The sequence below is a fragment of the Allobosea sp. 05T433 genome (assembly GCF_056396065.1).
Genome location: NZ_JBFTKS010000003.1, coordinates 118,021 through 140,734, shown reverse-complemented (window position 1 = coordinate 140,734; position 22,714 = coordinate 118,021). Strand labels below are relative to the sequence as shown.

Sequence of the window (22,714 nt, the reverse complement as noted above, 5' to 3'; positions counted from 1 at the left end):
CTGGGGTGAAGGGGCTTTGGTCGTCGGGCGCGACGATGCAACGGTTGAGCCACGCCGGTTGATCCTGTAGGGCCGGATCATCCCTACCGCCACCCTGCGAGATTTCCTCATGATTCTGCGGCTCGCCGCTGCGCTCTGCCTGACGCTCCTTGCCCATGCCGCGCCGGCACAGGACACCGTTGCCTGGAAAACCGGGCGCGAGGCGAAGCTCATCGAGACGCGCATCGAGGCGTTGCTCAAGACGATGACGCTCGACGAGAAGGTCGGTCAGCTGCATCTCTCGGGTCGTGGCGAGGGGTTCAACGCCGCACGCATCCGCGAAGGCCGGATGGGCGGGGTGATGAACTTCGTCGTGCCGCAGGAGGTTGCGGATGTCCAGAAAGCAGCGCGCGAGTCCCGGCTGAAGATCCCGCTGATCATCGGTCTCGATGCCGTCCACGGCTTCTCGACCTATTTTCCGCTTCCGCTTGGTCAGGCTTCGACCTGGAACCCGGAGCTGATCGAGGAGGCGGCCTATTGGACGGGGCGTGAAGCGCGCGCCGCCGGCATCCAATGGACCTTCGCGCCGATGGTCGACATCTCGCGTGATCCGCGTTGGGGCCGCGTCCTCGAGGGGGCGGGGGAAGACGCCTATTTCGGCTCCATTGTCGCTGCAGCGCGCACGCATGGCTATCAGCGCGGCGGCGTGGCGACGACCGTCAAGCATTTCGTCGGTTACGGTGCGGGCGAAGCCGGGCGTGACTACAACTCGACCTGGATCCCGACCAGCCAGCTCTTTGATCTCTACCTGCCGCCATTCAAGGTCTCGTTCGAGGCTGGTTCGATGACCGCTATGGCGGCGTTCAATGCGCTGAACGGCGTCCCGACCACCGCGCATGGCGGGCTGCTGACCGGGCTGCTGCGCCAGAACTGGGGATTCAAGGGTTTCGTTGTCTCGGATTTCGGCTCGATCACCGAACTCAGACTGCATGGCATTGCCAAGGACGATGCCGAGGCTGCGCGCAAGGCGCTGCTGGCCGGCATCGACATGGACATGATGGGTGACGTCTATGACAAGCACCTGGCGGCCGAGGTGAAGGCTGGTCGGGTCTCGGTGAAGATGCTCGACGAGGCGGTGCGCCGCGTGTTGCGCGTCAAATTCCACCTGGGCCTGTTCGAGCGGCCCGATGTCGACCCGGCCGCTGCCCCGGCTCTGATGCAGACGCAGGAGGCGCGCGAGGTCGCACTGCGCGCCGCGCGCGAAGGCATCATCCTACTCAAGAACGCCAACGAAACCCTGCCTGTTGCGTCTTCCGTCAAGCGGCTCGCGGTGATCGGCGCCATGGCCGTGCCGGAGGCCGAGCGGGTCTGGACCGATCCGGCCGGACTCGGACGGCGCGCCATCCAGTCCTTGCCCGACGCGTTGAAGGAGCGCGTCCAGGCCGGGGTCGAGGTCGTCTACGAGCCGGCTTTCACAAAGAACTGCGGCACGGAATTCGCGGACAAGGAGGCAGCGCTCCGCGCGGCTGCGGCGAGCGATCTCGTCATCGCCATGCTCGGCGAGGATTGCGAGTTCATCGGGGAGGGCGCCTCGCGCGCGAATCTCGGCCTGCCCGGTGTGCAGCAGGAGCTGCTCGAGGCACTCGTCGCGACGGGCAAGCCCGTCGTGCTGGTGCTGGCCACTGGCCGCCCGCTGGTCCTCACCTGGGCCGACGCCCATGTCGCCGCGATCATGCAGACCTTCCACGGCGGCACCGAGGGGCGCACGGCGATCGCCGAGGTCCTGACTGGAGCGGCGAATCCGGCGGGCCGCACGCCGATGAGCTATCCGCGCTCGGTCGGGCAGATCCCGATCTACTACAACCATCTCCCGACGGGGCGGCCGCAGAAGATCCGGCAGCGCTACGAGTCGATCTATATGGATGAGAAGAACGAGCCGCTTTATCCCTTCGGCTTCGGTCTTTCCTACTCTCGCTTCACCTATGCCAATCCGCGTGTCGACCGCTCGCGCATCGCGATCAATGGCATCGCAGAAATCTCGGTCGATGTGACCAATTCCGGCTCGCGCGACGGCCAGGAAGTGACGCAGCTTTATATCCGCCAGCCGGTCGCGACCCGGTCCCGACCGGTCCGCGAACTCAAGGGCTTCAACAAGCTCGCTATCAAGGCGGGCGAGACCAGGACCGTCAGTTTCAAGCTGGAGGCCCAGAAGCTGGGATACCACGACGACACCGGACGTTATGTTGTCGAGCCGGGTCTGTTCGAGGTTTATCTTGGCGGTTCCGCGTTGGCGGAGGCGAAGACACAGTTTGAGGTGATTAAGCCATAGTCATCGCCAGACGCTCCTGCTTGACGATTGGCCTCGACATCTTTGCATTTTCGGTCAATCCTCCTCTGGTCGGGCATTCGGATGCATGCATCCGAAGATCCGCAAGAAGCTGGCTTCAGGGGATGCGGCTATGGCGACCGGAACCGTGAAATGGTTCAATACTGAGAAGGGCTTCGGATTCATTCAGCCTTCAGATGGCGGCAAGGATGTGTTCGTACACATCACAGCCGTGAAAGAAGCGGGCCTGATGACTCTGACGGAAGGACAGAAAGTCTCGTTCGATCTGAAAACCGAACGCGGCAAAACGGCGGCAGGCTCGCTCCAGCTGCTCTGACCTCTCGGGCCTCGCGCGCTCATAGCGACCCTTGAAACGGCCGCTATGATGGGCGGTCGCGCGCGGCCCATTCACTGACGGGATGTGGGGCTGGCTCCAGATCTCGCAAGTGCCGGGGTGCATGGCACGGATGGCCGTGCGTGCGCTTACCGTGCGAAGTGCTTGGCGCCTGCCACGCAAAGTGCCACGCCGGCGCTAACGGCGACCATCGGCCAGCTCACGGCCTCATGCAGCAACAGAGCGGCGAGCATCAGCCCGAAGAAGGGCTGCAGCAATTGCAGCTGTCCGACGGCGGCGATACCGCCCTGTGCCAGGCCGCGATACCAGAACACGAACCCCACCAGCATGCTGAACACCGAGACATAGGCCAGGCCGATCCAGGCCGGCCGGCCGACATCGGCAAACGAGGCCGGAAGGGTCAACGCGCTGAGCGTGACCATGACCGGCAGGGAGAGCACCAGCGCCCAGGAAATCACCTGCCAGCCTCCGAGCTTTCGCGACAGTCGCGCTCCCTCGGCGTAACCGAGGCCGCAGATGATGACCGCGGCGAGCATCAGCAGATCTCCGACCGGGGAGGCGACAAAGCCCTGGGTCATCGCAAATCCGGCGACAAGAGCGCTGCCCAGGCAGGAGAACAGCCAGAAGACCGGGCGGGGACGTTCGCCGCCGCGCAGGACGCCGAAGCTCGCCGTTGCCAGCGGCAGAAGGCCAATGAAGACGATCGAGTGAGCCGAGCTGACATGTTTCAGCGCCAGCGCCGTCAGGAGCGGAAAGCCGACGACAACACTCAGCGCGACCACAATCAGCGGGAGAAGGTCGCTCCGTTGCGGTCGCGTTTGCCGGAAGGCGAGAAGCAGGCACAGGCCCAGCAGGCCGGCGATTGCGGCGCGTGCTGCGGTCAGGAAAACGGGGTCGAGATCGACCACGGCAACACGTGTTGCTGGCAGCGAAGCGCTGAAGATCAGCACGCCGAGAAAGCCGTTGATCCAACCGCTCATGCTCTTGTCCATCAGGAAGTCTCCGTTCGCGGCCTGCATTCGCCGGGATCTGCATCCTTTGCCAGAGACGGTGCATGACAGTTGGTGCAAACTGTCATGCTGCAAGAGGCAATACAATTAGGTGATTGCGTGACACTCCTGGACGATGACGGCACGCTTGTCGGGCGTGTCATGCAGGCTGTTCGCCAGCGCATGGCAAGGCGGGTGCTGGCTCCGGGGGCCAGGCTGCCCTCGATCCGCGCCTTTGCCGAAACGATGGGCGTCTCGAAGTCGACGGTGGTCGAGGCCTATGACCGGCTTGCCGCAGAGGGGGCGATCCGCTCGCGCCGCGGCTCGGGCTTCTATGTCGCGGGGCATCTGCCACCCCTGTCGCTGGCGGAGATCGGGCCGCGTCTCGACCGTGCAGTCGATCCGCTCTGGGTCTCGCGACAATCGCTGGAGGCCGGCGAGGATTTCCTGAAGCCCGGCTGCGGCTGGCTTCCCGCATCATGGCTGCCGGAGGAAAGCCTGCGCAGAACACTGCGATCGCTCTCACGCGCCGATGCCTCCACGTTGGCCGATTATGGCACGCCGCTCGGGCTGTTGCCGTTGCGCCATCTACTCGCCCGGCGCATGGCGGAGCATGGCATCGAGGCCGGGCCGGACCAGATCGTGCTGACCGAGTCCGGAACCCAGGCCATCGATCTGATCTGTCGCTTCCTGATCGAACCGGGTGATACGGTGGTGGTCGACGACCCCTGCTACTTCAACTTCCAGGCCCTGCTGCGGGCTCATCGAGCCAAGGTCGTCAGCGTTCCCTATACGCCGAACGGCCCCGATATCGTGCGCTTCGAACAGGTGCTCGCCGCGCATCGGCCACGGCTCTACGTCACTAATTCCGCGTTGCACAATCCAACGGGAGCCGTGCTGTCTCCCGTGATTGCGCATCGGCTGCTCAAATTGGCTGAGCAGTCAGGGTTGACGATCATCGAGGACGATATCTTTGCCGATTTCGAGTTGGAACCGGCGCCGCGGCTTGCCGCCTTCGATGGCCTCGATCGGGTCGTGCATATCGGCAGCTTCTCCAAGACGCTGTCGGCCTCGCTGCGATGTGGCTTCATCGCGGCGCGACGCGACTGGATCGAGGGGCTGACCGATCTCAAGATCGCCACGTCCTTCGGAGCCAGTCGGGTCTCGGCGGAGTTTTTACTGGGCGCCTTGAAGGATGGTACCTATCGCAAGCATATGGACGGGCTGCGTGGGCGGTTGGGGCGCGCCATGACGGAGACTTGCGCGCGGTTGAAGGCTATCGGAATCGAGCCGTGGATCGAGCCGCGTGCAGGCATGTTCCTGTGGTGTCGCCTGCCGGACGGGCTGGATGCCGCCGAGATCGCGCAGCGCGTGCTGGCGGAGAATATCGTCCTGGCCCCCGGAAATGCCTTCAGCGTGTCGCTAACGGCGGGACGATTCCTGCGCTTCAACGTCTCGCAATCGTCTGACCCGCGCATCTACACAGCGCTTGAAGCGGCGATGCGGCGCTGAGTGGTGCCAACATTGGCTGACAGGGGGGCGGGATCTCGCTGGCGCGAGGAAGGTGCTTGCTCTTTCTCCTCTTTTGACATAAAGATATCTTTATATGTTTTTCTGAATTTCGAAGGCTGATCCTTTGCGCCAACCCACGACGCTGTCCTCGTCATCCTTGCTTGCGGGCCTGCGCGCGGCCGGCGAGGAGACACGGCTGCGCATCCTGGCTCTGTTGGCGGAGGGCGAGCTCTCCGTTTCGGATCTGACAGATATTCTCGGGCAGTCTCAGCCCCGCATTTCCCGCCATCTCAAGCTCCTGGCCGAGGCCGGGCTGGTTCGTCGCTATCGTGAGGGGGCATGGGCCTTCTTCCGGCTCGACGAAGCGGGAGCGGGCGGCGCCTTCGCGGCCTCCCTGGCTGCGTGGCTCGATCGGGCGGATCCTGAACTCGCCGCGGACCGCGAGAGGCTCGCTGCCGTTCGCTCCACGCGCGCCGAGGCGGCGCAGTCCTATTTCGCCAGCGTGGCTCGGGACTGGGACCGGCTGCGGTCGCTGCATGTCCCCGACGATGCTGTCGAGGCGGCCGTCGAGGCGGCTGCCGGGGAGGGCTCTTCCGGCGCGATGCTCGACCTCGGCACGGGGACGGGCCGGATGCTGGAGCGGATCGCCCCAAAATTCGGCCGTGCCATCGGTGTCGATGCCAGCCATGCCATGCTCGCCGTGGCGCGCGCCAATCTCGAGAAGGCCGGGCTGTCCCGGGTTGAGCTGCGACAGGGCGATATTCACGCCTTGCCTTTCGCACGCGGGGCCTTCGATCTGGTGATCATCCATCAGGTTCTGCATTTCCTCGATGACCCCGGCCGCGCACTGCGCGAGGCGGCCGCGATGCTCGCCCCCGGCGGCCGGCTGATCGTGGTCGATTTCGCGCCGCACGAGATGGAGTTCCTGCGAACCGAGCACGCGCATCGCCGGCTCGGTTTCTCGCGGGCCCAGATCGCCGGCTGGTTCGCGGAGGCAGGATTGAGCTGCGATCTCTCCGAAGAGGTGACCTCGGCCGAGGGGGCGTCCGGCCAACTCTCCGTGATGCTCTGGCGTGGACGTGACCGGCGCGTGCAGGGGGATTTCCCGCTGCGTCAGAATTCCAGTTTCGAGGTGGCCTGATGAATGCGTTTCGCCCCAGCCGGCACGGCACCCGCCGGCCCAGCGTCTCTTTCGAGTTCTTTCCTCCGAAGACAGCGGAGATGGAGACGACACTCTGGGAGAGCGTGCACCGTCTCGAGCCGCTTGGACCCACCTTCGTGTCGGTGACCTATGGTGCCGGCGGTTCGACGCGAGAACGCACCCACAACACCGTCAAGCGCATGGTTGACGAGACCCGGCTGAAGCCGGCGGCGCACCTGACCTGCGTTTCCGCCACCTGCGCCGAGGTCGACGACGTGATCCGCTCCTATTGGGCGGCCGGCGTGCGCCATATCGTGGCGCTGCGCGGTGACCCGGCCGGTGGACTGGGAACGGTCTACGAGCCGCACCCGCAGGGCTATCACCAGACCTCTGATCTGGTCGCCGGGATCCGGCGCGCCGCCGATTTCGAGGTGACAGTCTCGGCCTATCCCGAAAAGCATCCGGAAGCGGCCTCGCTCGATGCCGATATCGATGCCCTGAAGAAGAAGGTCGATGCCGGTGCGACCCGGGCGATCACTCAGTTCTTCTTCGATAACGACGTCTATTTCCGCTATCTCGACAAGGTCAGGGCTCGGGGGATCGATATCCCGATCCTGCCCGGAATCGTCCCCGTCCTGAATTTCAAGCAGACGGCGAGCTTCGCCACCAAGACGGGCGCGAGCGTGCCGCAATGGCTGGCCGATCGGTTCGAGGGCCTGGAAGACGACGCCGCGACGCGCCGGCTCGTGGCGGCTGCGGTTTGCGCCGAGCAGGTGCTCGACCTGATCGACCGTGGCGTCTCCGACCTGCATTTCTACACGATGAACAAGGCCGACCTGGTCTATGCGATCTGCCATCTTGTCGGCTTGAAGCCCGACAGGGCCGCGCCGCAGCAGGCGGCCGCGGAGTAGCGTGCCAGCCGTCATTGGGAGCAAAGCGATCCAGCCTGTCTTCAGTGGCCTCTGGATTGCTCCGTCGCTTTGCTCCTCGCAATGACGGGAAGACCATACGAGCAGAGTTTCATGACGAAGGCGTTCGCGATGTCAGACTACAATCCCAGCCAGGTCGATGGCATCGAGATCGAGCGCGCGCTTCGCCAGTCCGCGTCCGAGCGCATCCTCGTGCTCGACGGTGCGATGGGGACGCAGATCCAGAACCTGAAGCTCTCGGAAGCAGAGTTTCGCGGCGAGCGCTTCAAGGGCTGGAACCACGATCTCAAGGGCAATAACGACCTGCTGGTCCTGACCCAGCCGGACGCCATTCGCGAAATCCACCTCGCCTATTTCCAGGCGGGTGCCGATATCGTCGAAACCAACACGTTTTCGTCGACGCAGATCGCCCAGGCCGATTACGGCATGGAGGCGCTCGCCTATGAGCTGAACGTCGCCTCGGCGAAGCTCGCGCGCGAAGCGGCCGCTCTCGCTCAGAAGGTCGATGGGCGCCGTCGTTTCGTTGCCGGCGCGATTGGGCCGACGAACCGTACGCTTTCGATCTCGCCGGATGTGAACAATCCGGGTTTCCGCGCGGTGACCTTCGATCAGGTGCGCGAATCCTATGCCGAACAGGTGCGTGGCCTGATCGATGGCGGCTCCGAGCTGATACTGGTCGAGACCATTTTCGACACGCTCAATGCCAAGGCTGCGATCGTTGCGATCGAGGAGGTCTATCGCGAGAAGGGCCTGCGCCTGCCGGTGATGATCTCCGGCACGATCACCGACCTTTCGGGGCGCACGCTCTCGGGCCAGACCACGGAGGCGTTCTGGAATGCGATCCGCCATGCCGCGCCGCTGACGGTTGGTCTCAACTGTGCGCTCGGCGCGCGCGAGATGCGGGCGCATATCAAGGATCTGTCGCGCGTTGCCGATACGCTGATCTGCGCCTATCCGAATGCCGGCCTGCCCAATGAATTCGGCATGTATGACGAAAGCCCCGAAGCGACGGCCGGAATGCTCGCTGAGTTCGCCGATGCCGGGCTCGTCAATGTCGTCGGCGGCTGCTGCGGCACCACGCCCGGCCATATCCGCGCGATTGCGGAAGCCGTCGCGGGCAAGCCGCCGCGCGCCGTGCCGGAGATCAAGCGCTATCTGCGGCTGGCTGGGCTCGAGCCTTTCACGCTCGACGAGACCATTCCTTTCGTCAATGTCGGCGAGCGCACCAACGTCACCGGCTCGGCCCGCTTCCGCAAGCTGGTCAAGGAAGGCGACTTCGCCGCAGCGTTGGATGTGGCACGCGACCAGGTCGCCAATGGCGCGCAGGTCATCGACATCAACATGGACGAAGGCCTGCTCGATTCCGAGAAGGCCATGACCGAGTTCTGCAATCTGATCGCTTCGGAGCCGGACATCTCCCGCGTGCCGATCATGGTCGACTCGTCGAAGTTCCACGTCATCGAAGCCGGCCTGAAGACGATCCAGGGCAAGCCGATCGTCAATTCGATCTCGATGAAGGAAGGCGAGGAGGCTTTCCTCGATCACGCCCGTATCTGCCGCAACTACGGCGCGGCGGTGGTGGTGATGGCCTTCGACGAAACCGGCCAGGCCGACACCTTCGAACGCAAGATCGAGATCTGTACGCGGGCCTACAAGCTCTTGACCGAGCAGATCGGCTTCCCGCCCGAGGATATCATCTTCGATCCCAACATCTTTGCCGTCGCGACCGGCATCGAGGAGCACGACAACTACGGCAACGACTTCATCGAGGCGACCAGGGCGATCCGCGAGACCCTGCCGCATGCCCATATCTCGGGCGGCGTCTCGAACCTGTCCTTCTCGTTCCGCGGCAACGAGAAGGTCCGCGAAGCGATGCATTCGGTGTTCCTGTACCATTGCATCAAGGCCGGCATGGACATGGGCATCGTCAATGCGGGCCAGCTCGGCTCCTATGACGACCTTGATCCCGAACTGCGCGAGCTCTGCGAGGATGTCGTCCTCAACCGTCGCAAGGATTCGACCGAGCGACTGCTCGATGCCGCCCCGCGCTTCAAGGGCGACGGTTCGGTTTCGATTTCCGGCAAGGACATGGCCTGGCGCGATAACCCGGTCGCAAAGCGGCTGGAATACGCGCTGGTCAACGGCATCACCGCCTTCATCGACACCGATGTCGAGGAGGCCCGCGCCGCAGCCGAGAAGCCGCTCCATGTCATCGAAGGGCCGCTGATGGCCGGCATGAACGTGGTCGGTGACCTGTTCGGCGCCGGCAAGATGTTCCTGCCGCAGGTGGTGAAATCGGCCCGCGTGATGAAGCAGGCGGTGGCCTATCTCATGCCCTATATGGAGGAGGAGAAGCGCCTGAACGGTGGTTCCGAGCGTTCGGCCGCCGGCAAGGTGTTGATGGCGACGGTGAAGGGCGATGTCCATGACATCGGCAAGAACATCGTCGGCGTCGTGCTCCAGTGCAATAACTACGAGGTCATCGACCTCGGCGTGATGGTGCCGACGCAGAAGATCCTCGATGTCGCGCGCAAGGAGAAGGTCGACATCATCGGCCTCTCGGGCCTGATCACGCCTTCCCTCGACGAGATGGTCACCGTCGCCTCCGAGATGGAGCGCGAGGGTTTCGACATTCCGCTCCTGATCGGCGGCGCAACGACCAGCCGCGTGCATACGGCGGTGAAGATCCACCCGGCCTATAGCCAGGGGCAGACGGTCTATGTCACCGACGCATCGCGCGCCGTCGGCGTCGTCTCGAGCCTGCTCTCGCAGGACCAAAAGCCGGCTTATATCGAGGGCGTCAGGGGCGAGTACGCCAAGGTCGCCGCCGCCCATCGCCGCTCCGAGGCCGACAAGCAGCGCCTGCCGCTGGTGAAGGCGCGGACGAATGCCTTCAAGGCGGATTGGGCGAACTACACCCCACCAAAGCCGAGCTTCCTCGGCACGCGCGTGTTCCGGACCTATGACATCGCCGATCTCGTGCCGGTGATCGACTGGACGCCGTTCTTCCAGACCTGGGAGATGAAGGGACGCTTCCCTGCGATCTTGCAGGACGAGAAGCAGGGCGAGGCGGCACGCGCGCTCTGGGACGATGCGAAGGCGATGCTGAAGCGCATCGTCGAGGAGCGCTGGTTCAATCCCAAGGCGGTGATCGGCTTATGGCCTGCCAACGCCGTCGGGGACGATATCCGGCTCTATACCGGGGAGAGCCGCCAGGACACGCTGGCGACCTTCCACGGCTTGCGTCAGCAGCTTTCGAAGCGCGACGGCAAGCCCAACATGTGCATTTCGGACTTCGTCGCGCCCGATGGCATCGAGCGGCCTGACTATATCGGCGCCTTTGTGGTGACCGCGGGAGCGGAGGAGGAACGCATCTCCGAGAAATTCGCCCGCGACAACGACGATTACCGCTCGATCATGGTCAAGGCGCTGGCCGACCGCTTCGCCGAGGCGATGGCCGAACGCATGCACCAGCTCGTTCGCACGCAGTTCTGGGGTTATGCCCCCGACGAGAATCTCGCCAATGAAGATTTGATCCGCGAGGAATATCGCGGCATCCGGCCGGCGCCGGGGTATCCGGCCCAGCCCGATCACACCGAGAAGGAAACGCTGTTCGAGTTGCTGCAGGCCGAGCGGCGGGTCGGCGTGAAGCTGACCGAGAGCTTTGCGATGTGGCCGGGCTCCTCGGTTTCAGGACTCTATCTGTCGCACCCGGACGCCTATTATTTCGGTGTCGCCAAGGTTGAGCGCGACCAGGTCGAGGATTACGCGGCGCGCAAGGGCATGGCGATACAAGAGGTCGAGCGCTGGCTTGCGCCGATCCTCAACTACGAGCCCAGCGCCTATCGGCTCGAGGCCGCCGAGTGATGCTGCGGGCGGCTATCCCGGCCGATCTGCCGCGCATCGGCGTGATCCGGCAGGCCGTGAAGGAGAATGTGCTCCGCGACCCTTCCAAGGTCAGCGATGAGGAGGTCGCCTGGTATATGGAGCAGGCCATCTTTCTCGTCAGCGAGGAGGGCGGCGAGGTTATCGGCTTCACCTGCGCCAACCACCAGACGGCTCTCATCTGGGCGCTCTTCATCGCTCCCGATCACGAAGGGCACGGCCATGGTCGCGCACTCCTGGATGCGGCGCTGGAGCGGCTTGCGGAGAAGGGGCACCGGCAAGCATACCTGACGACAGGCGCGACGACCCGTGCTGCGCGTTTCTACCGCCAGCATGGCTGGCGCGACATGGGCCTTGCGCTCGACGGCCAGGCCGTCTTCGTCAAGCCGCTCGGACCGGTCTAGGCTTGCTTCGCTCCGGCGCTAACGTGGTGGCGTCGGCGCTTTAACCCGAGGCGGCCGAACTTGGTGACGGGAGCGCCGCCGATCGCTAGCCCCCGATCGCCACCTCGCGGACCGCATGGTCAGGGAGACGACGCCGCCAGATCGACGTGAAAAACCTTGGCGATGATCTGCCAACGCCCGTCGAGCCGGACGACGCTGAGCAGGTCGGTGAAGGATTTTGGCCCGATGGCGCATGCGACGCGGGCGAGCGCGGTCACTGGCCCGGCAAATTCGATGGAAAGGATGCGGTCCTGCCGCGCCTCGCCCCGGCTGGCCGGGGAGGGGCGCTTTGCGACCATGGGCAGATAGGCGTCCATGGTCAGATGGATGAGACTGCCATTGCTGGCGCAGGCATAGATCGCCTGCGGATGGAAGACCCCGGCGAGCTTGCCGGCATCGCTGTGATAGAGGCCATCGAAATAGCGCGTCAGGACCTCGACGATTTCGGCAAAGCGGGCATCCATCGCAGGCGTCTCCTTCAGATCAGGCCTTCGGCCTGCATCGCCTGGCGCACGGTGTTGCGGCCGGTCAGACGCTGCATGAAGGCCTGGAGTTTCGGCCAGGCATCGAGCGCAACGCCGGTATGGTTCGCCCAGTTCGTGACGACGAAGAGATAGGCGTCGGCGACGCTGAAGGTCTCGCCGAGAAGGTAGGGACGCCCGTCCGAGAGCTTCTGCTCGACGTCGCCAAAGCGGCGGGCGACCTTCTCCTTCGCTTCACGCCTGGCATCGTCGCCAATCGTGGTGCTGAACAGCGGGCCGAAGGCCTTGTGCAACTCGGAAGCGATGAAATTGAGCTCCTCCTGCAGCCGTGCGCGCGCCAGCGTTCCGGCCTTTGGCGCGAGCTCCGCCTCGGGCTTAAGGTCCGCGATATACTGGACGATCGCCGCGCCTTCGGTCAGCACCTCGCCGCTGTCGAGCTGCAACGCCGGTACGTAGCCGCGCGGATTGACCGTTGTGAAATCGGCGCCGGTCTCGGTCGTTCTGGTCTTGGTGTCGACCTTCTCCAGGGTGAATGGCAGGCCGGCTTCGCGCAGCGCGATGTGGGGCGAGAGCGAGCAGGCGCCGGGGGCGTAGTAGAGCTTCATGGTGTGCGTCTCCGTGTTGACCGGTGACCACAGGGGTAGGCAGGGCGATAACTTCTGTATACCCAGTAACTTGTCGTTACCGCATTTTCCGGTATCATTCCGGTAACCGGAGACAGCCTCGCATGGCGTTGAAGATACGGAAGAATCGGGCGAAAATTCCGCCGCCGACCTGCGCCGTCGGCACCTGCATGCAGGTTCTGGGCAAGGCCTGGACGCCGAATGTGATCTGGTATCTGAGCGCTGGTCCCCGTCGCTTCGGCGAGCTGCGCCATGACATGCCCCTGATCTCGGCCAAGATGTTGAGCGAGCGCCTGCGCGATCTCGAAAGCCGCGGCATCATCGAGCGGCGCGTGCTGCCGAGCTCGCCACCATCAGCCGAATATGGGCTGACGGGTCTCGGGTTGGAGCTGATGCCGGCGATCGAGGCGATCGTCGCGGTCGGGCAGCGTCTGAAGGAACGCATGGGGCAGGCGGCTGAAGCCGCCTGAAACGCTTCAGCCGGCGCGAAGCGCTCTCATATCCGCGAGCGCGCCCTGCATCGCATCCGCGCTGGGCTGTCCCTGCAATGGCTCGCCGAAGAGATGCAACCGATTGCGGCCTGAGGCTTTGGCGACATAGAGCGCAGAATCGGCTTCGGCGAAGCTCCGGTCAGGATCATGGTGTCGGCCCGGGAGCAGCATCGTCGCACCGATCGAGGCACTGATCTCGATCAACCGACCGTTCCAGGTGACGGGGCGCGCCAGCGCCGCGAGGGCCTGGTTCAGCCGGTGCAGGATATGGGACGAGCCGGCGGTCGAGCAGATCAGCAGCGCGAATTCGTCCCCGCCGATGCGGGCGATCGTCAACGCGTCGCTCAGCGTGGCCTCCAACCGCAGGGCCACTTGCCGCAAACATTCATCGCCGGCGGCGTGGCCGAGATGGTCATTAATCGGCTTGAACATGTCGAGATCGATGAGGGCGAGTGCGCCCACGGCGCAGCCGTCAGCCGGAATGCGCCGCAGCTCGGCTAGCTGCGCCTCGAACGCCCGGCGGTTGGCGAGGCCGGTGAGCGGGTCGCTATAGGCGAGCTGACGCAAGCCCTGCCACATCTGCTTCTCGCCGGTAATGTCCTGCTTGGCCCCATAGATGCGCCAGGGGCGCCCCTGCTTGTGCGTGATATCGGCACTCAGGCGCATCCAGCGGCTGCTCCCTCCGGCGGTCGTGATCCTGGCATCGAGGACAAAGCCCTTGCCGGTGCGGACCATCGTGGCGCGAAGGCGCTCCATCTCGGTGCGGGAATCGTTCGTGTAGAGTTCGACCGTAGATGGGCGGTGCAGGGTCGAGCCACGCGGCAGGCCGAAGAGATCGTAGACACCGGCTGTCCAGCTGAGTTGTTGGGTGGCGAGTTCGCATTCCCAGGCGCCGATACCGGCCAATAATGTGGCCTGATCGTAGAGGCGTCGGGCTTCGGCGTCTTGCAGCGACATGGGTTTCAGGTCTCGGCTTACGCGCCAAGCAACCAGCTTTGCGCGTTCGGCTGCGATACAATCGACGCTAGGCGATGATGATTAACGGGGTCTTGCAGCTGCGGGGATTCGCTTTTGCGCTATTCCCGCCGCAGAGCTTCGATCGGGTCGAGGCGCGCCGCCTGCCGCGCCGGATAGAAACCGAAGAAGACGCCGATCATCCCGGAGACGCCGACCGCGATCAGGATCGTCTCGATCGAGATGACCGAGGGCCAATTGGCGATGCGGGCGATGGTGAGAGCCGCACCGACGCCAAGTGCGATGCCGACGGCGCCGCCGATGGTCGCGAGCGTCGTGGCCTCGATCAGGAACTGGGCGAGCACGTCGCGCTGACGCGCACCCACGGCAAGCCGCAAGCCGATCTCGCGGGTCCTCTCGGTCACCGAGACCAGCATGATGTTCATGATGCCGATGCCGCCCACCAGCAGCGAAACGGCGGCGACGGCGGCGAGCAGCCAGGAGAGGGTGGTGGCGGCGGCCGTCGCGGTATTGGCGATCTCGGTCAGGTTGCGGACGATGAAATCGTCGTCCTGATCTTCGGGAAGCCTGTGGCGCTGGCGTAGCAGAGCAGTCGTGTCCGCGATGCCGGGAGCGATTGCGTCTTCGCTGGCAAATTTCACCATGATGGTCTGGACTGAACGATCGCGGGCATAGTTGCGGCCGATGATCCGGCGCCGACCGGTGTCCAGCGGCACAAAGATGACGTCGTCCTGATCCTGTCCGAGGGCCGACTGGCCCTTGGGCGCCATCACGCCGATGACCTTGAACGGCACATTGCGGATGCGGAACATCTGGTCGAGTGGATCCTGCTCGCCGAAGAGGTTCTTGGCGACGGTCTGGCCGATGACGGCGACGATCTCACCGCGCCGCAACTCCTCCGGCTCGAACAGCCGGCCCTCGGTCACGCTCCATTCGCGCGCGGTGAAGAAATCGAGATCGGTCGCCGTGATCTGTGTCGACCAGTTGGTGCCGGCGTAGACGGCCTGGGCACGCGTGACGATGACGGGCGCTGCAGCAGTAACGTTCTCGACCTCGGCAAGGACGGCGCGGGCATCCTCGTCTGTCAGAGTCGAAGAGGCCCCCGCGCCCAGCCTGACACCCCCTTGCGTGACGTTGCCGGACTGGATGATGGCGAGATTCGCGCCGAGCGACTTGATCTGCCCGGTGACGCGTTCGCGCGCGCCGGAGCCGATCGCGACCATGGCGATGACGGCGGCTACGCCAATGATGATGCCGAGCATCGTCAGGGCCGAGCGCAGCGCGTTGGCGCCGATGGCGGAGAGAGCCGAGCGGATGGCTTCCCAAAGGCTCATGCCGCAACCTCGGCTGTCGGCGGCGCCTGGTCGAGTGCTGCCAGGGCGGCACGTGCGTCGGCGGGCTCCTGTCGCTGATCGGAAAGGATGTGCCCGTCACGGAAGCGAATGACGCGCCGCGCATGGCGCGCGACCTCGGCGTCGTGGGTGACGATGACGACGGTCACGCCTTCGTGGTTCAGGTCCTGGAACAGCGCCAGGATTTCAAGCGCGGTCCGGCTGTCGAGTGCGCCGGTCGGCTCGTCGGCGAGCAGAAGACGCGGTTCGTTCACCAGGGCGCGAGCGATGGCGACACGCTGCTGCTGGCCGCCGGACAGCTGCATCGGCCGGTGATGAGCACGCTCCGCCAGCCCGACGCGTCCAAGCGCGGCAAGTGCCTTCTCGCGGCGTATCTTGCGGTCGCGACCGGCATAGACCATGGGGAGTTCGACATTGGCACAGGCGTCGACCCGAGGCAGCAGGTTGAACTGCTGGAAGACGAAGCCGAGCTTGCGGTTGCGCAGCTCGGCCAGACCATCGCTCGACAAGGTTTCGACTGCGACCCCATCGAGCCGGTAATGGCCGCCGGTCGGCCGGTCCAGGCAGCCGATCAGGTTCATGAACGTGGATTTTCCCGAGCCGGAGGGGCCCATCACTGCGACCAGATCGCCGGCCTCGATCTCAAGCGACACCCGGTCGAGCGCGATCACGCTGCCGGAATCGAGGCTATAGATCCGGCTGAGTTCATGCACTTCGATCAGGGCCATGAGGCTGCCTTCAGAACAGACGCGGTCCGCGTACCGGTGGGCGGCCGGCGGGTTCAGCTGCGGCAGCGCTGCGCGGGCCGCCGCCGACGAGGACCTGCATGCCTTCCTTGAGGTCGCTGGAGACGATCTCGGTATAGGCGCCGTCGGTCGGGCCGAGCATAAGTTGGATCACCTTGGGCTGGCCCTCGCCATCGAGCACATAGACGCGTCCGGGAACTCCCCTTTGCGAGGAAGCGCGGCCTTCCTCCATCATGGCCTCGAACTTGGCGCGGCGTTCCGGATCGAGAGCGGCCGAGATCTTCGTGCGCATTTCGCTGCGAGCGGCGCGGAAGGCGGCGCGACGCTCGTCCTCGGAGAGGCCGGCCAACGCGGCACGACCGGGACCGCGGCGCTCCTCGAGGATGGCGGTGATCGCCTGCTTCTGTTCGGCAGTCGGCTGCAGCTCTGTTTCGAGGCGCTCGCGCAGCGCGGTGACGGCGCGGGCGCCACCGCGTCCGGCCTGCGGGCTTCCCGATGGGGATGCGGCGGCGCCTGCTGGTCCCGCCGCCTGACCGGGCGGGCGGAAGCGCAAGGCTGCATTGGGGACACGCAATGCGTTGCTGCGGTCTTCCGTAACCACCTGAATATTGGCCGTCATGCCCGGTAGCAGTGCCATGTCGCGGTTCTCGACGCGCACGACTCCGGTATAGGTGACGACGTTCTGGATGGTCTGCGCACCCAGTCGCACCATGTTGACGAGACCTTCGAAGGTGCGGTTCGGATAGGCGTTGACCGTGAAGGAGACGGGCTGGCCAGGCTGGAGGCGGCCCACATCGGCCTCGTCGATATTGGCGTAGATGTCGATCTCACGCAGATCCTGCGCGATCTGGAACAGGACGGGCGCGGAGAGCGAGGCGGCGACGGTCTGACCGAGGTCGACCTGGCGCTGCACCACGACGCCGTCGACCGGCGAACGGATATCGGTTCGCTCGAGATCGATCAGGATGTCCTTGAGCTTGGCCTCACGACTGGCGATCAGGGCCTCGCCGGACTGAAGCTGTCCCTCCGCCAGCAGGATGTCGGCGTCGAGCCCGTTGAGTTCGGCCTTGGCCGAGGAGATCTGCGCCTCGGTCGAGGCGAGCGTGGCGGTCTGGATCTCGACCTGGGTTCGGGCGTTGTCCAGGTTCTGCTGCGAGCCGGTGTTGCGGTTGAAAAGCTCGTTCTGCCGGTCGAACGTGCGTTTTGCATCGGCCAATTGGGCGGCGACGCGATCGCGCTGTGCTTCAAGGTCCTTGACGGTTGAATTGGCCTTGAGACGGCTCGACTTGGCGCGGTCGAGCTGGGCGCGCTTGACGATAAGGTCAGCCTTGCCTTGGGCGAGATCGGCGGCGGCGGCATCGCGCCGCGTCCGGATCTGGTCGCTGTTGAGCCGGGCTACCACCTGGCCGGCCTTCACCTGCGAATTGTAGTCCGCAAGGATCTCGACGATCTGGCCCGACAGCATCGAGCCGACCAGGACGGTGGTCATCGGGGTCAATGTGCCGGTGGCGCGAACGGCTGCGGTGATCTGGCCCCGATCAATCGATGCCGTACGATAGGCGACGTCACTGGCTGCTCCCCCCGTAGGGCGGATTGCCCAATAGCCTGCTGCTGCGGCGGTCAGACCAAGGCCGGCAGCGATCACCAGTTTGCGCAAGTCGTTGTCCCCGTCATCCGGCGCAGCCGGACACATTTCGCAAGGGGGGAACGATGCCAGAAAGCGAACACGCAGGCGAGTTAACTTACTGCAATGTTGGCGTATGCCCGCGCCCAGCTCCCGGGCTCACGCCATCCGCGCGCGCCGCGTCATCGCCACCAGGTCGCGCAGTGTCGTGATCGTCGATGCATCGGCGACACCGTCGACCTTTTCCTGCCGCCAATGGCGTTGAAAGGCTGCGACGACGGCTTCGAATTTCTCGTCGTAGATGCCGTCGACCGTGACGCCATAGCCGAGCATGGCAAACATCGCCTGCAGCGCCTCGACCGGCTGGCCGCTCTCGCCCCGCGCAAAGAAGCGACCGCTACGGATCGGGGCTGGCTCGGACCAGATGCCGACGCCGCCCTCCGCGAATTGCCGCCATGGGAATTTCTCACCGGGGTCGATCTTCCGGCCCGGTGCGATGTCGGAATGGGCAAGGACGCGCTCGGGTGGAATGCTCCAGCGCTCGCAGATGTCGCGGCTCAGATTGAGTGTGGCAATCACCTGTTCCGACGTGAAATCGGGCATGCCGCCGGGATGGCCGGGATTGGCGATCTCGATGCCGATCGAACAGGAGTTGATATCGGTCTCGCCGGCCCAATGCGAAGCGCCGGCATGCCAGGCGCGGCGGCCTTCGGGGACGAGCTGCAGCACGTGGCCGTTCTCGAAGACAAAATAATGCGAGGAAACCTGCGAGACCGGGTTGCAGAGCCATTGCAGCGCTGCGCCTGCGTCGCTCATGCCGGTGTAGTGCAGGATCAGCATGTCGGGGCGTCGGAGGGCACCGAGCGCGTCCTTGCGCTCGCCGTGGTTCGGCGAGGGAAAGATCTTCGCGGCAAAGCGGCTGTCAGGAGTGGCGGCGAGGCTCATGCGGGCTCCGGAAGTCTGGCGGTGCCGAGGCCTCGCTCCGTCTCGATCAGATCCCAGGCAGCATTGATGGCAGCGAGGCGGCGCGTGGCGATTGCGATCGCTTCCTCGGGCAGCCCGCGTGCGATCTCGCGGTCGGGGTGGTTTTCGGCGACGAGGCGGCGGTAATGCTGTTTCAGCTGGGCATCGCTCATCTCCCGGCTGGCGCCGAGCACGAGGTAAGGATCGTCCGGCCGACGCATGTGGCGCGCTTCGATGCGGGCAAAGCCGGCGGCGTTGATCGAGAAGATCTCGGCCACATGGCGCAGATAGGCATGCTCGGCCTCGTGGATCGCGCCATCGGCCGCCGCAATCAGGAAGAGCCCGTCGAGCACGTCTTCCAGCAGCGCCGGCTCATCCTTGAAGCTCTCGGCGATCTGCGTAGCGTAGGCCTCGAAGCCGGCGCTTGTCTGCTTGGCGAGATCGAACAGGCTCTCGATCCGTGCCTCCTGCTCAGGAGGCACGGTCACGATGCGCCGGAAGGCCGCGATCTCGTCGCGGGTGACGACACCGTCGGAGCGGGCCATCTTCGCGGAGAGGGCAACCAGTCCGGTCGTGAAAATCAGCTCGCGCGGCGCGGGGCCGAAGGGCGCTCCCTCGCGATCGACCAGGACGTGGCCGGCAAGCGCACCAACCAGCGCGCCGAGCGGGCCGCCCAGCGCCAGTCCAAGACCGCCGCCACCGAGCGCGCCCCAAAAAGACGAAACCATCGTTCAGGCAACTCCCGATTCAGCCCCGCGCGCAGTTTGCCCGGTCCAGCCGGGGCATCCAAGCCCGGTCCGACGAAAACCACCGCGATGCGCCAGATGAGGCGACCCGGGGCATGGCGGTTGTCGCGCAGACGGGTGCGCCAGCACACGCTCGGGGGCTCTTCCGGCGCGCGCGCGATCCTCCGGGGGGTGAAAAATGAGGATAAATACGGCTTCCGGCCCGGAATACGTCAGCAATGGGGCAATGGTTTGATTCGGCTCGCCCCGGTTGCGAACGCTTTGGCAGCGTGTTCGCGGCATCGGATAATACACGGAGTATACCTCTATCGTAGTAAAGGCATTAATAAAAACCGGGGGCGAGTATAGCTTAGATTCGCGCTGCCTGGCGTCAGATTATCAACACATTCTCAGATCAGTTCGGTCTCCCCATCAAACGCCTTTCTGATGGATGGGGTCCACAAAAGATGAAATATACCTCCAGCGGTGCAGCTGCCGCGCTCGTGATTTGCCTCGCCTCTTTGCAGTCTGCCAAGGCTGCTACGAATAGCGAGAGCGATGCTCTCGCCTTCATCGTCCGGGACGCGGAAATCAAGCGTGAGGCGTCTGCACAGGAGGCCGGTTCGGCGACGTCTAAGACCACGCCCCCCGCGGCGGAACGCGGAAACCGCGCCAAGGCGGGCACCCACCGTCGTGCGGCACTGACTGCTCCGGCTGGAGCCGGTGGGCTCCAAGCGATCGTTGCACGCCATGCTGCCGCCAATGGCGTTCCGTTTGCGCTGGCCGACGCGGTCGTGCGCATCGAGAGCCGCTACAACCCCCGCGCCTCGAATGCCGGCAATCTGGGGCTGATGCAGATCCGCCACCAGACGGCGCGCGGCATGGGCTATACCGGCAGCGCCAGCGGTCTGCTCGATGCCGAGACCAATGCCCGCTACGCGGTGAAATATCTGGCGGAAGCCTACCGCCTGGCTGGTGGCGATACCTGCCGCACGGTGATGAAATACCAGAGCGGGCACATGGCCCAGCGCATGAGCGGGGCCAACCGCACCTATTGCGCCAAGGTCCGCACGATCAGCGCACAGAATTGACGGGCAATGGCCCCCGCCTCGCTTGACGCGGGCCGGGGGAGGGCGCACTAGCGCCGCTGCCAGTCGGCCGGACGGCCGCTCCCGTTCGCGGGGGAGGAAAGTCCGGGCTCCACGGAAATACGGTGCCGGATAACGTCCGGCGGGGGCGACCCCAGGGAAAGCGCCACAGAGATCGAACCGCCTCGCGCCTCGGCGCGCGGTAAGGGTGAAAAGGTGCGGTAAGAGCGCACCGCGGACCCGGCAACGGGGACGGCATGGCAAGCCCCACCGGGAGCAAAACCGAATAGGGACGATGCTTCTCCCGCAAGGGGGAGGGGGCCGGTTTCCAGGCCTGGTCGTCCGGGTTGGTTGCTCGAGGCGCGCAGTAATGTGCGTCCCAGAGGAATGGCCGTCACGTCGGTGCAGCAATGCGCCGGCCATCCAGAACCCGGCTTACAGGCCGGCTGGCACCTTCAGCCCCGCGGGGCAAAGAGCGGCTTAAGCCGCTCTTTGCGTCTCTACAGTGCGTAGGTCCACTCGGCCGGCACGAACTTGAAGGCCGCGCCGTCCTTCAGCACCTTGCCGAAGCCGGGGAAGGCGATATGCGAGCCGGTGATCAGGGCGCCGTCGCTCGCCACCATGTCGAGCACGCGTTTACGCGAGGCCGCTGCCTGCTTGCCATCGAGATCGAACACGAAGGCGATGTCGGGACGTGCCGTCTGAAGCACGGCATTGTGGATGGTATCGCCGACAAGCATGAGTTGCTCGGGGCCTGAGCTGATCCGAAGCAGGCTGTGACCAGGCGTATGGCCCGGCACAAGCTCGAGGCTGAGGCCGGGCGCGACCTCGCCGGGCTTCACCTTGCGGGTGCGGCTCGCATAGGGGGCGAGCGCATTGCGGGCCGAGGCGAAGAAGGGCCTGGCTTCGGCCGGCGCCTGGGCGAGCACGCCCTCATCATGCCAGAAGGCATGTTCGGTCTCGTTGATGATCACTTCGGCATTGGGGAAGCGTGCGGTCTTCTCTGCCGTCAGCAGGCCCTCGGCATGATCCGGATGGGCATGGGTCAGGATCACCGCATCGACCTGCGCCGGATCGATGCCAGCCGCGCGCAGATTGCCTTCGGCGCGTCCCATCGTCGGGCCGAAGGCCGTGTTGAAGCCCGTTCCGGTGTCGACGAGATAGGTCCGCTCGCGGGTGTTGACGACGAAGGCGTTGACCGAGGTCGGCAGGCTCTCGCCCAGACCCGCATTGGCCAGGATCTGTTCGACCTGGGTGGGATCCGCGCCAAGGAAGGCCTGGGCATTCAACGGAATATAGCCGTCGAGAATGGCAGTGACTTCGATATCGCCGATCTTGCGGCGATAGATGCCTGCGACCTGCGCTGCCGTTTGCGGGGCGCGGGCAAAAGCGGGGAGTGCGGGCAGCATGCTGGCTGCAGCCGCGCCGGCGAGGAAGTTGCGGCGGTTGAACATGGTCTGTTCCAGAGGCGAGAGGGATCGAGGGCTTCCGGAAACGATGCCTGCGCCCGTCTTGCGCCGGGCTTGATCGTCTCGTGGTCGGGGCGGTGCCCGACCACGGGAGTTCAGATGGGCAGCGCGACCTCAGGCCGCAACCTGGAGATCGACGTCGATATTTCCGCGTGTCGCGTGGGAATACGGGCAGACGATATGGGCCTTCTTGACGAGGTCCTCGACCACGGCCTTGTCGACGCCCGGGACCGAGATGGTCAGTTTCACGGCGATGCCGAAGCCGGTGCCGTCGTCGCGCGGGCCGATGCCGACATCGGCGCTGACGCGCGCCTCCGGTGGAATCTTCACCTGCTCCTTGCCGGCGACGAATTTCAGCGCACCCGGGAAGCAAGCGGAATAGCCCATCGAGAAGAGCTGCTCGGGATTGGTGCCGTCGCCGCCGCCGCCGCCCAGCTCCTTTGGCGTGTTCAGCACCAGCTTGACGTTGCCCGTGTCGGTGGCGGCCTGGCCTTCGCGTCCGCCGGTGGCGGAGCCATGAGCGGTGTAGAGGATCTTCATGGTCGAACTCCTTGGCTTCGGGGGACTTGGGGTTTCTGTGAACTTGCGTGCCGATTTAGATTGTGCACAATTGAATT

Annotated in this window: 20 protein-coding genes and 1 other RNA gene; 10 read left to right on the top strand and 11 right to left on the bottom strand. The window is 65.0% G+C overall.

What is annotated here, in order from left to right; translation table 11 throughout:
• The first annotated feature begins 109 nt into the window (after window positions 1–109).
• Both AC1DGP_RS04885 and AC1DGP_RS04880 read left to right on the top strand, forming a co-directional pair.
• Window positions 110–2,308 (top strand): glycoside hydrolase family 3 N-terminal domain-containing protein, encoded by a 2,199-nt coding sequence (locus tag AC1DGP_RS04885; RefSeq protein ID WP_476831788.1) that lies wholly within the window; start codon window positions 110–112, stop codon window positions 2,306–2,308.
• Window positions 2,309–2,438: 130 nt separating this feature from the next.
• A complete protein-coding gene (locus tag AC1DGP_RS04880) occupies window positions 2,439–2,642 on the top strand; it encodes a cold-shock protein (RefSeq protein WP_043233603.1) in 204 nt (67 codons plus the stop codon).
• A 146-nt stretch (window positions 2,643–2,788) separates the two neighbouring features.
• Here the strand turns inward: AC1DGP_RS04880 and AC1DGP_RS04875 are convergent, their stop codons facing one another.
• A complete protein-coding gene (locus AC1DGP_RS04875; protein ID WP_441489336.1) occupies window positions 2,789–3,652 on the bottom strand; it encodes a DMT family transporter in 864 nt (287 codons plus the stop codon).
• Between the two features lie 159 nt (window positions 3,653–3,811).
• Here AC1DGP_RS04875 and AC1DGP_RS04870 point away from each other — a divergent pair, with 159 nt between their 5' ends.
• From AC1DGP_RS04870 to AC1DGP_RS04850, 5 genes are all read left to right on the top strand, one after another.
• Entirely contained in the window at window positions 3,812–5,161 is a 1,350-nt protein-coding gene (locus AC1DGP_RS04870; RefSeq protein WP_476831862.1) for an aminotransferase-like domain-containing protein, read from the top strand.
• Window positions 5,162–5,285: 124 nt separating this feature from the next.
• Window positions 5,286–6,302 (top strand): ArsR/SmtB family transcription factor, encoded by a 1,017-nt coding sequence (locus tag AC1DGP_RS04865; protein WP_476770606.1) that lies wholly within the window; start codon window positions 5,286–5,288, stop codon window positions 6,300–6,302.
• Window positions 6,302–7,213 (top strand): methylenetetrahydrofolate reductase [NAD(P)H], encoded by a 912-nt coding sequence (gene metF / locus AC1DGP_RS04860; RefSeq protein WP_476770607.1) that lies wholly within the window; start codon window positions 6,302–6,304, stop codon window positions 7,211–7,213. Before AC1DGP_RS04865 ends, metF begins: the two co-directional genes overlap by 1 nt.
• 129 nt (window positions 7,214–7,342) lie before the next feature.
• Window positions 7,343–11,098 carry a methionine synthase gene (gene metH / locus AC1DGP_RS04855; RefSeq protein ID WP_476831861.1) on the top strand — a complete coding sequence of 1,252 codons (3,756 nt, stop codon included), beginning with the start codon at window positions 7,343–7,345 and terminating at the stop codon, window positions 11,096–11,098.
• Window positions 11,098–11,520: an N-acetyltransferase family protein gene (locus AC1DGP_RS04850; RefSeq protein WP_476770361.1), complete on the top strand. Its 423-nt coding sequence runs from the start codon at window positions 11,098–11,100 to the stop codon at window positions 11,518–11,520. The genes metH and AC1DGP_RS04850 overlap by 1 nt, the downstream gene beginning before the upstream one ends.
• A 119-nt stretch (window positions 11,521–11,639) precedes the next feature.
• Here AC1DGP_RS04850 and AC1DGP_RS04845 read toward each other — a convergent pair whose 3' ends face one another.
• Together AC1DGP_RS04845 and gstA are read right to left on the bottom strand one after the other, a co-directional pair.
• Complete coding sequence (locus AC1DGP_RS04845; protein ID WP_441489332.1) at window positions 11,640–12,023, bottom strand: nuclear transport factor 2 family protein; 384 nt, start codon at window positions 12,021–12,023, stop codon at window positions 11,640–11,642.
• Window positions 12,024–12,037: 14 nt separating this feature from the next.
• Window positions 12,038–12,646 (bottom strand): glutathione transferase GstA, encoded by a 609-nt coding sequence (gene gstA, locus AC1DGP_RS04840; protein WP_069879800.1) that lies wholly within the window; start codon window positions 12,644–12,646, stop codon window positions 12,038–12,040.
• Between the two features lie 122 nt (window positions 12,647–12,768).
• Here gstA and AC1DGP_RS04835 point away from each other — a divergent pair, with 122 nt between their 5' ends.
• Complete coding sequence (locus AC1DGP_RS04835) at window positions 12,769–13,134, top strand: winged helix-turn-helix transcriptional regulator (RefSeq protein ID WP_476770360.1); 366 nt, start codon at window positions 12,769–12,771, stop codon at window positions 13,132–13,134.
• Window positions 13,135–13,140: 6 nt separating this feature from the next.
• Here the strand turns inward: AC1DGP_RS04835 and AC1DGP_RS04830 are convergent, their stop codons facing one another.
• The 6 genes from AC1DGP_RS04830 to AC1DGP_RS04805 form a co-directional block, all read right to left on the bottom strand.
• Window positions 13,141–14,112, bottom strand: coding sequence for a diguanylate cyclase domain-containing protein (locus tag AC1DGP_RS04830; RefSeq protein ID WP_476831787.1), 972 nt, complete (start codon window positions 14,110–14,112; stop codon window positions 13,141–13,143).
• A gap of 119 nt (window positions 14,113–14,231) precedes the next feature.
• Window positions 14,232–15,464, bottom strand: a complete 1,233-nt coding sequence (locus AC1DGP_RS04825; protein WP_476831786.1) for an ABC transporter permease — start codon at window positions 15,462–15,464, stop codon at window positions 14,232–14,234.
• Window positions 15,461–16,210 (bottom strand): ABC transporter ATP-binding protein, encoded by a 750-nt coding sequence (locus AC1DGP_RS04820; RefSeq protein ID WP_476831785.1) that lies wholly within the window; start codon window positions 16,208–16,210, stop codon window positions 15,461–15,463. The genes AC1DGP_RS04825 and AC1DGP_RS04820 overlap by 4 nt, the downstream gene beginning before the upstream one ends.
• A 10-nt stretch (window positions 16,211–16,220) precedes the next feature.
• On the bottom strand, window positions 16,221–17,885 hold the full coding sequence (locus AC1DGP_RS04815; protein ID WP_476831784.1) for an efflux RND transporter periplasmic adaptor subunit: 1,665 nt from the start codon (window positions 17,883–17,885) through the stop codon (window positions 16,221–16,223).
• A 126-nt stretch (window positions 17,886–18,011) separates the two neighbouring features.
• Entirely contained in the window at window positions 18,012–18,797 is a 786-nt protein-coding gene (locus AC1DGP_RS04810) for an N-acetylmuramoyl-L-alanine amidase (protein ID WP_476770356.1), read from the bottom strand.
• On the bottom strand, window positions 18,794–19,543 hold the full coding sequence (locus AC1DGP_RS04805) for a TerB family tellurite resistance protein (RefSeq protein WP_441489326.1): 750 nt from the start codon (window positions 19,541–19,543) through the stop codon (window positions 18,794–18,796). The genes AC1DGP_RS04810 and AC1DGP_RS04805 overlap by 4 nt, the downstream gene beginning before the upstream one ends.
• A gap of 464 nt (window positions 19,544–20,007) precedes the next feature.
• Between AC1DGP_RS04805 and AC1DGP_RS04800 the strand changes: the two genes are divergently transcribed.
• Both AC1DGP_RS04800 and rnpB read left to right on the top strand, forming a co-directional pair.
• Window positions 20,008–20,631, top strand: coding sequence for a lytic transglycosylase domain-containing protein (locus AC1DGP_RS04800; RefSeq protein ID WP_476770355.1), 624 nt, complete (start codon window positions 20,008–20,010; stop codon window positions 20,629–20,631).
• 59 nt (window positions 20,632–20,690) lie between these two features.
• An RNA gene (rnpB, locus tag AC1DGP_RS04795) (RNase P RNA component class A) lies at window positions 20,691–21,082 on the top strand.
• Window positions 21,083–21,128: 46 nt separating this feature from the next.
• Here the strand turns inward: rnpB and AC1DGP_RS04790 are convergent.
• Both AC1DGP_RS04790 and AC1DGP_RS04785 read right to left on the bottom strand, forming a co-directional pair.
• Window positions 21,129–22,082: an MBL fold metallo-hydrolase gene (locus tag AC1DGP_RS04790; protein WP_476831783.1), complete on the bottom strand. Its 954-nt coding sequence runs from the start codon at window positions 22,080–22,082 to the stop codon at window positions 21,129–21,131.
• Between the two features lie 129 nt (window positions 22,083–22,211).
• Window positions 22,212–22,637, bottom strand: a complete 426-nt coding sequence (locus AC1DGP_RS04785; RefSeq protein WP_476831782.1) for an organic hydroperoxide resistance protein — start codon at window positions 22,635–22,637, stop codon at window positions 22,212–22,214.
• Between the last annotated feature and the right edge of the window lie 77 nt (window positions 22,638–22,714).

What these genes read in the sequence shown, in the direction of transcription:
- AC1DGP_RS04885 (WP_476831788.1), top strand. Translation starts at nt 110, where the DNA reads ATGATTCTGCGGCTCGCCGCTGCGCTCTGCCTGACGCTCCTTGCCCAT.
- AC1DGP_RS04880 (WP_043233603.1), top strand. Translation starts at nt 2,439, where the DNA reads ATGGCGACCGGAACCGTGAAATGGTTCAATACTGAGAAGGGCTTCGGA.
- AC1DGP_RS04875 (WP_441489336.1), bottom strand. Translation starts at nt 3,652, where the DNA reads ATGGACAAGAGCATGAGCGGTTGGATCAACGGCTTTCTCGGCGTGCTG.
- AC1DGP_RS04870 (WP_476831862.1), top strand. Translation starts at nt 3,812, where the DNA reads ATGCAGGCTGTTCGCCAGCGCATGGCAAGGCGGGTGCTGGCTCCGGGG.
- metF (WP_476770607.1), top strand. Translation starts at nt 6,302, where the DNA reads ATGAATGCGTTTCGCCCCAGCCGGCACGGCACCCGCCGGCCCAGCGTC.
- metH (WP_476831861.1), top strand. Translation starts at nt 7,343, where the DNA reads ATGTCAGACTACAATCCCAGCCAGGTCGATGGCATCGAGATCGAGCGC.
- AC1DGP_RS04850 (WP_476770361.1), top strand. Translation starts at nt 11,098, where the DNA reads ATGCTGCGGGCGGCTATCCCGGCCGATCTGCCGCGCATCGGCGTGATC.
- AC1DGP_RS04845 (WP_441489332.1), bottom strand. Translation starts at nt 12,023, where the DNA reads ATGGATGCCCGCTTTGCCGAAATCGTCGAGGTCCTGACGCGCTATTTC.
- gstA (WP_069879800.1), bottom strand. Translation starts at nt 12,646, where the DNA reads ATGAAGCTCTACTACGCCCCCGGCGCCTGCTCGCTCTCGCCCCACATC.
- AC1DGP_RS04835 (WP_476770360.1), top strand. Translation starts at nt 12,769, where the DNA reads ATGGCGTTGAAGATACGGAAGAATCGGGCGAAAATTCCGCCGCCGACC.
- AC1DGP_RS04830 (WP_476831787.1), bottom strand. Translation starts at nt 14,112, where the DNA reads ATGTCGCTGCAAGACGCCGAAGCCCGACGCCTCTACGATCAGGCCACA.
- AC1DGP_RS04825 (WP_476831786.1), bottom strand. Translation starts at nt 15,464, where the DNA reads ATGAGCCTTTGGGAAGCCATCCGCTCGGCTCTCTCCGCCATCGGCGCC.
- AC1DGP_RS04820 (WP_476831785.1), bottom strand. Translation starts at nt 16,210, where the DNA reads ATGGCCCTGATCGAAGTGCATGAACTCAGCCGGATCTATAGCCTCGAT.
- AC1DGP_RS04810 (WP_476770356.1), bottom strand. Translation starts at nt 18,797, where the DNA reads ATGAGCCTCGCCGCCACTCCTGACAGCCGCTTTGCCGCGAAGATCTTT.
- AC1DGP_RS04805 (WP_441489326.1), bottom strand. Translation starts at nt 19,543, where the DNA reads ATGGTTTCGTCTTTTTGGGGCGCGCTCGGTGGCGGCGGTCTTGGACTG.
- AC1DGP_RS04800 (WP_476770355.1), top strand. Translation starts at nt 20,008, where the DNA reads ATGAAATATACCTCCAGCGGTGCAGCTGCCGCGCTCGTGATTTGCCTC.
- AC1DGP_RS04790 (WP_476831783.1), bottom strand. Translation starts at nt 22,082, where the DNA reads ATGTTCAACCGCCGCAACTTCCTCGCCGGCGCGGCTGCAGCCAGCATG.
- AC1DGP_RS04785 (WP_476831782.1), bottom strand. Translation starts at nt 22,637, where the DNA reads ATGAAGATCCTCTACACCGCTCATGGCTCCGCCACCGGCGGACGCGAA.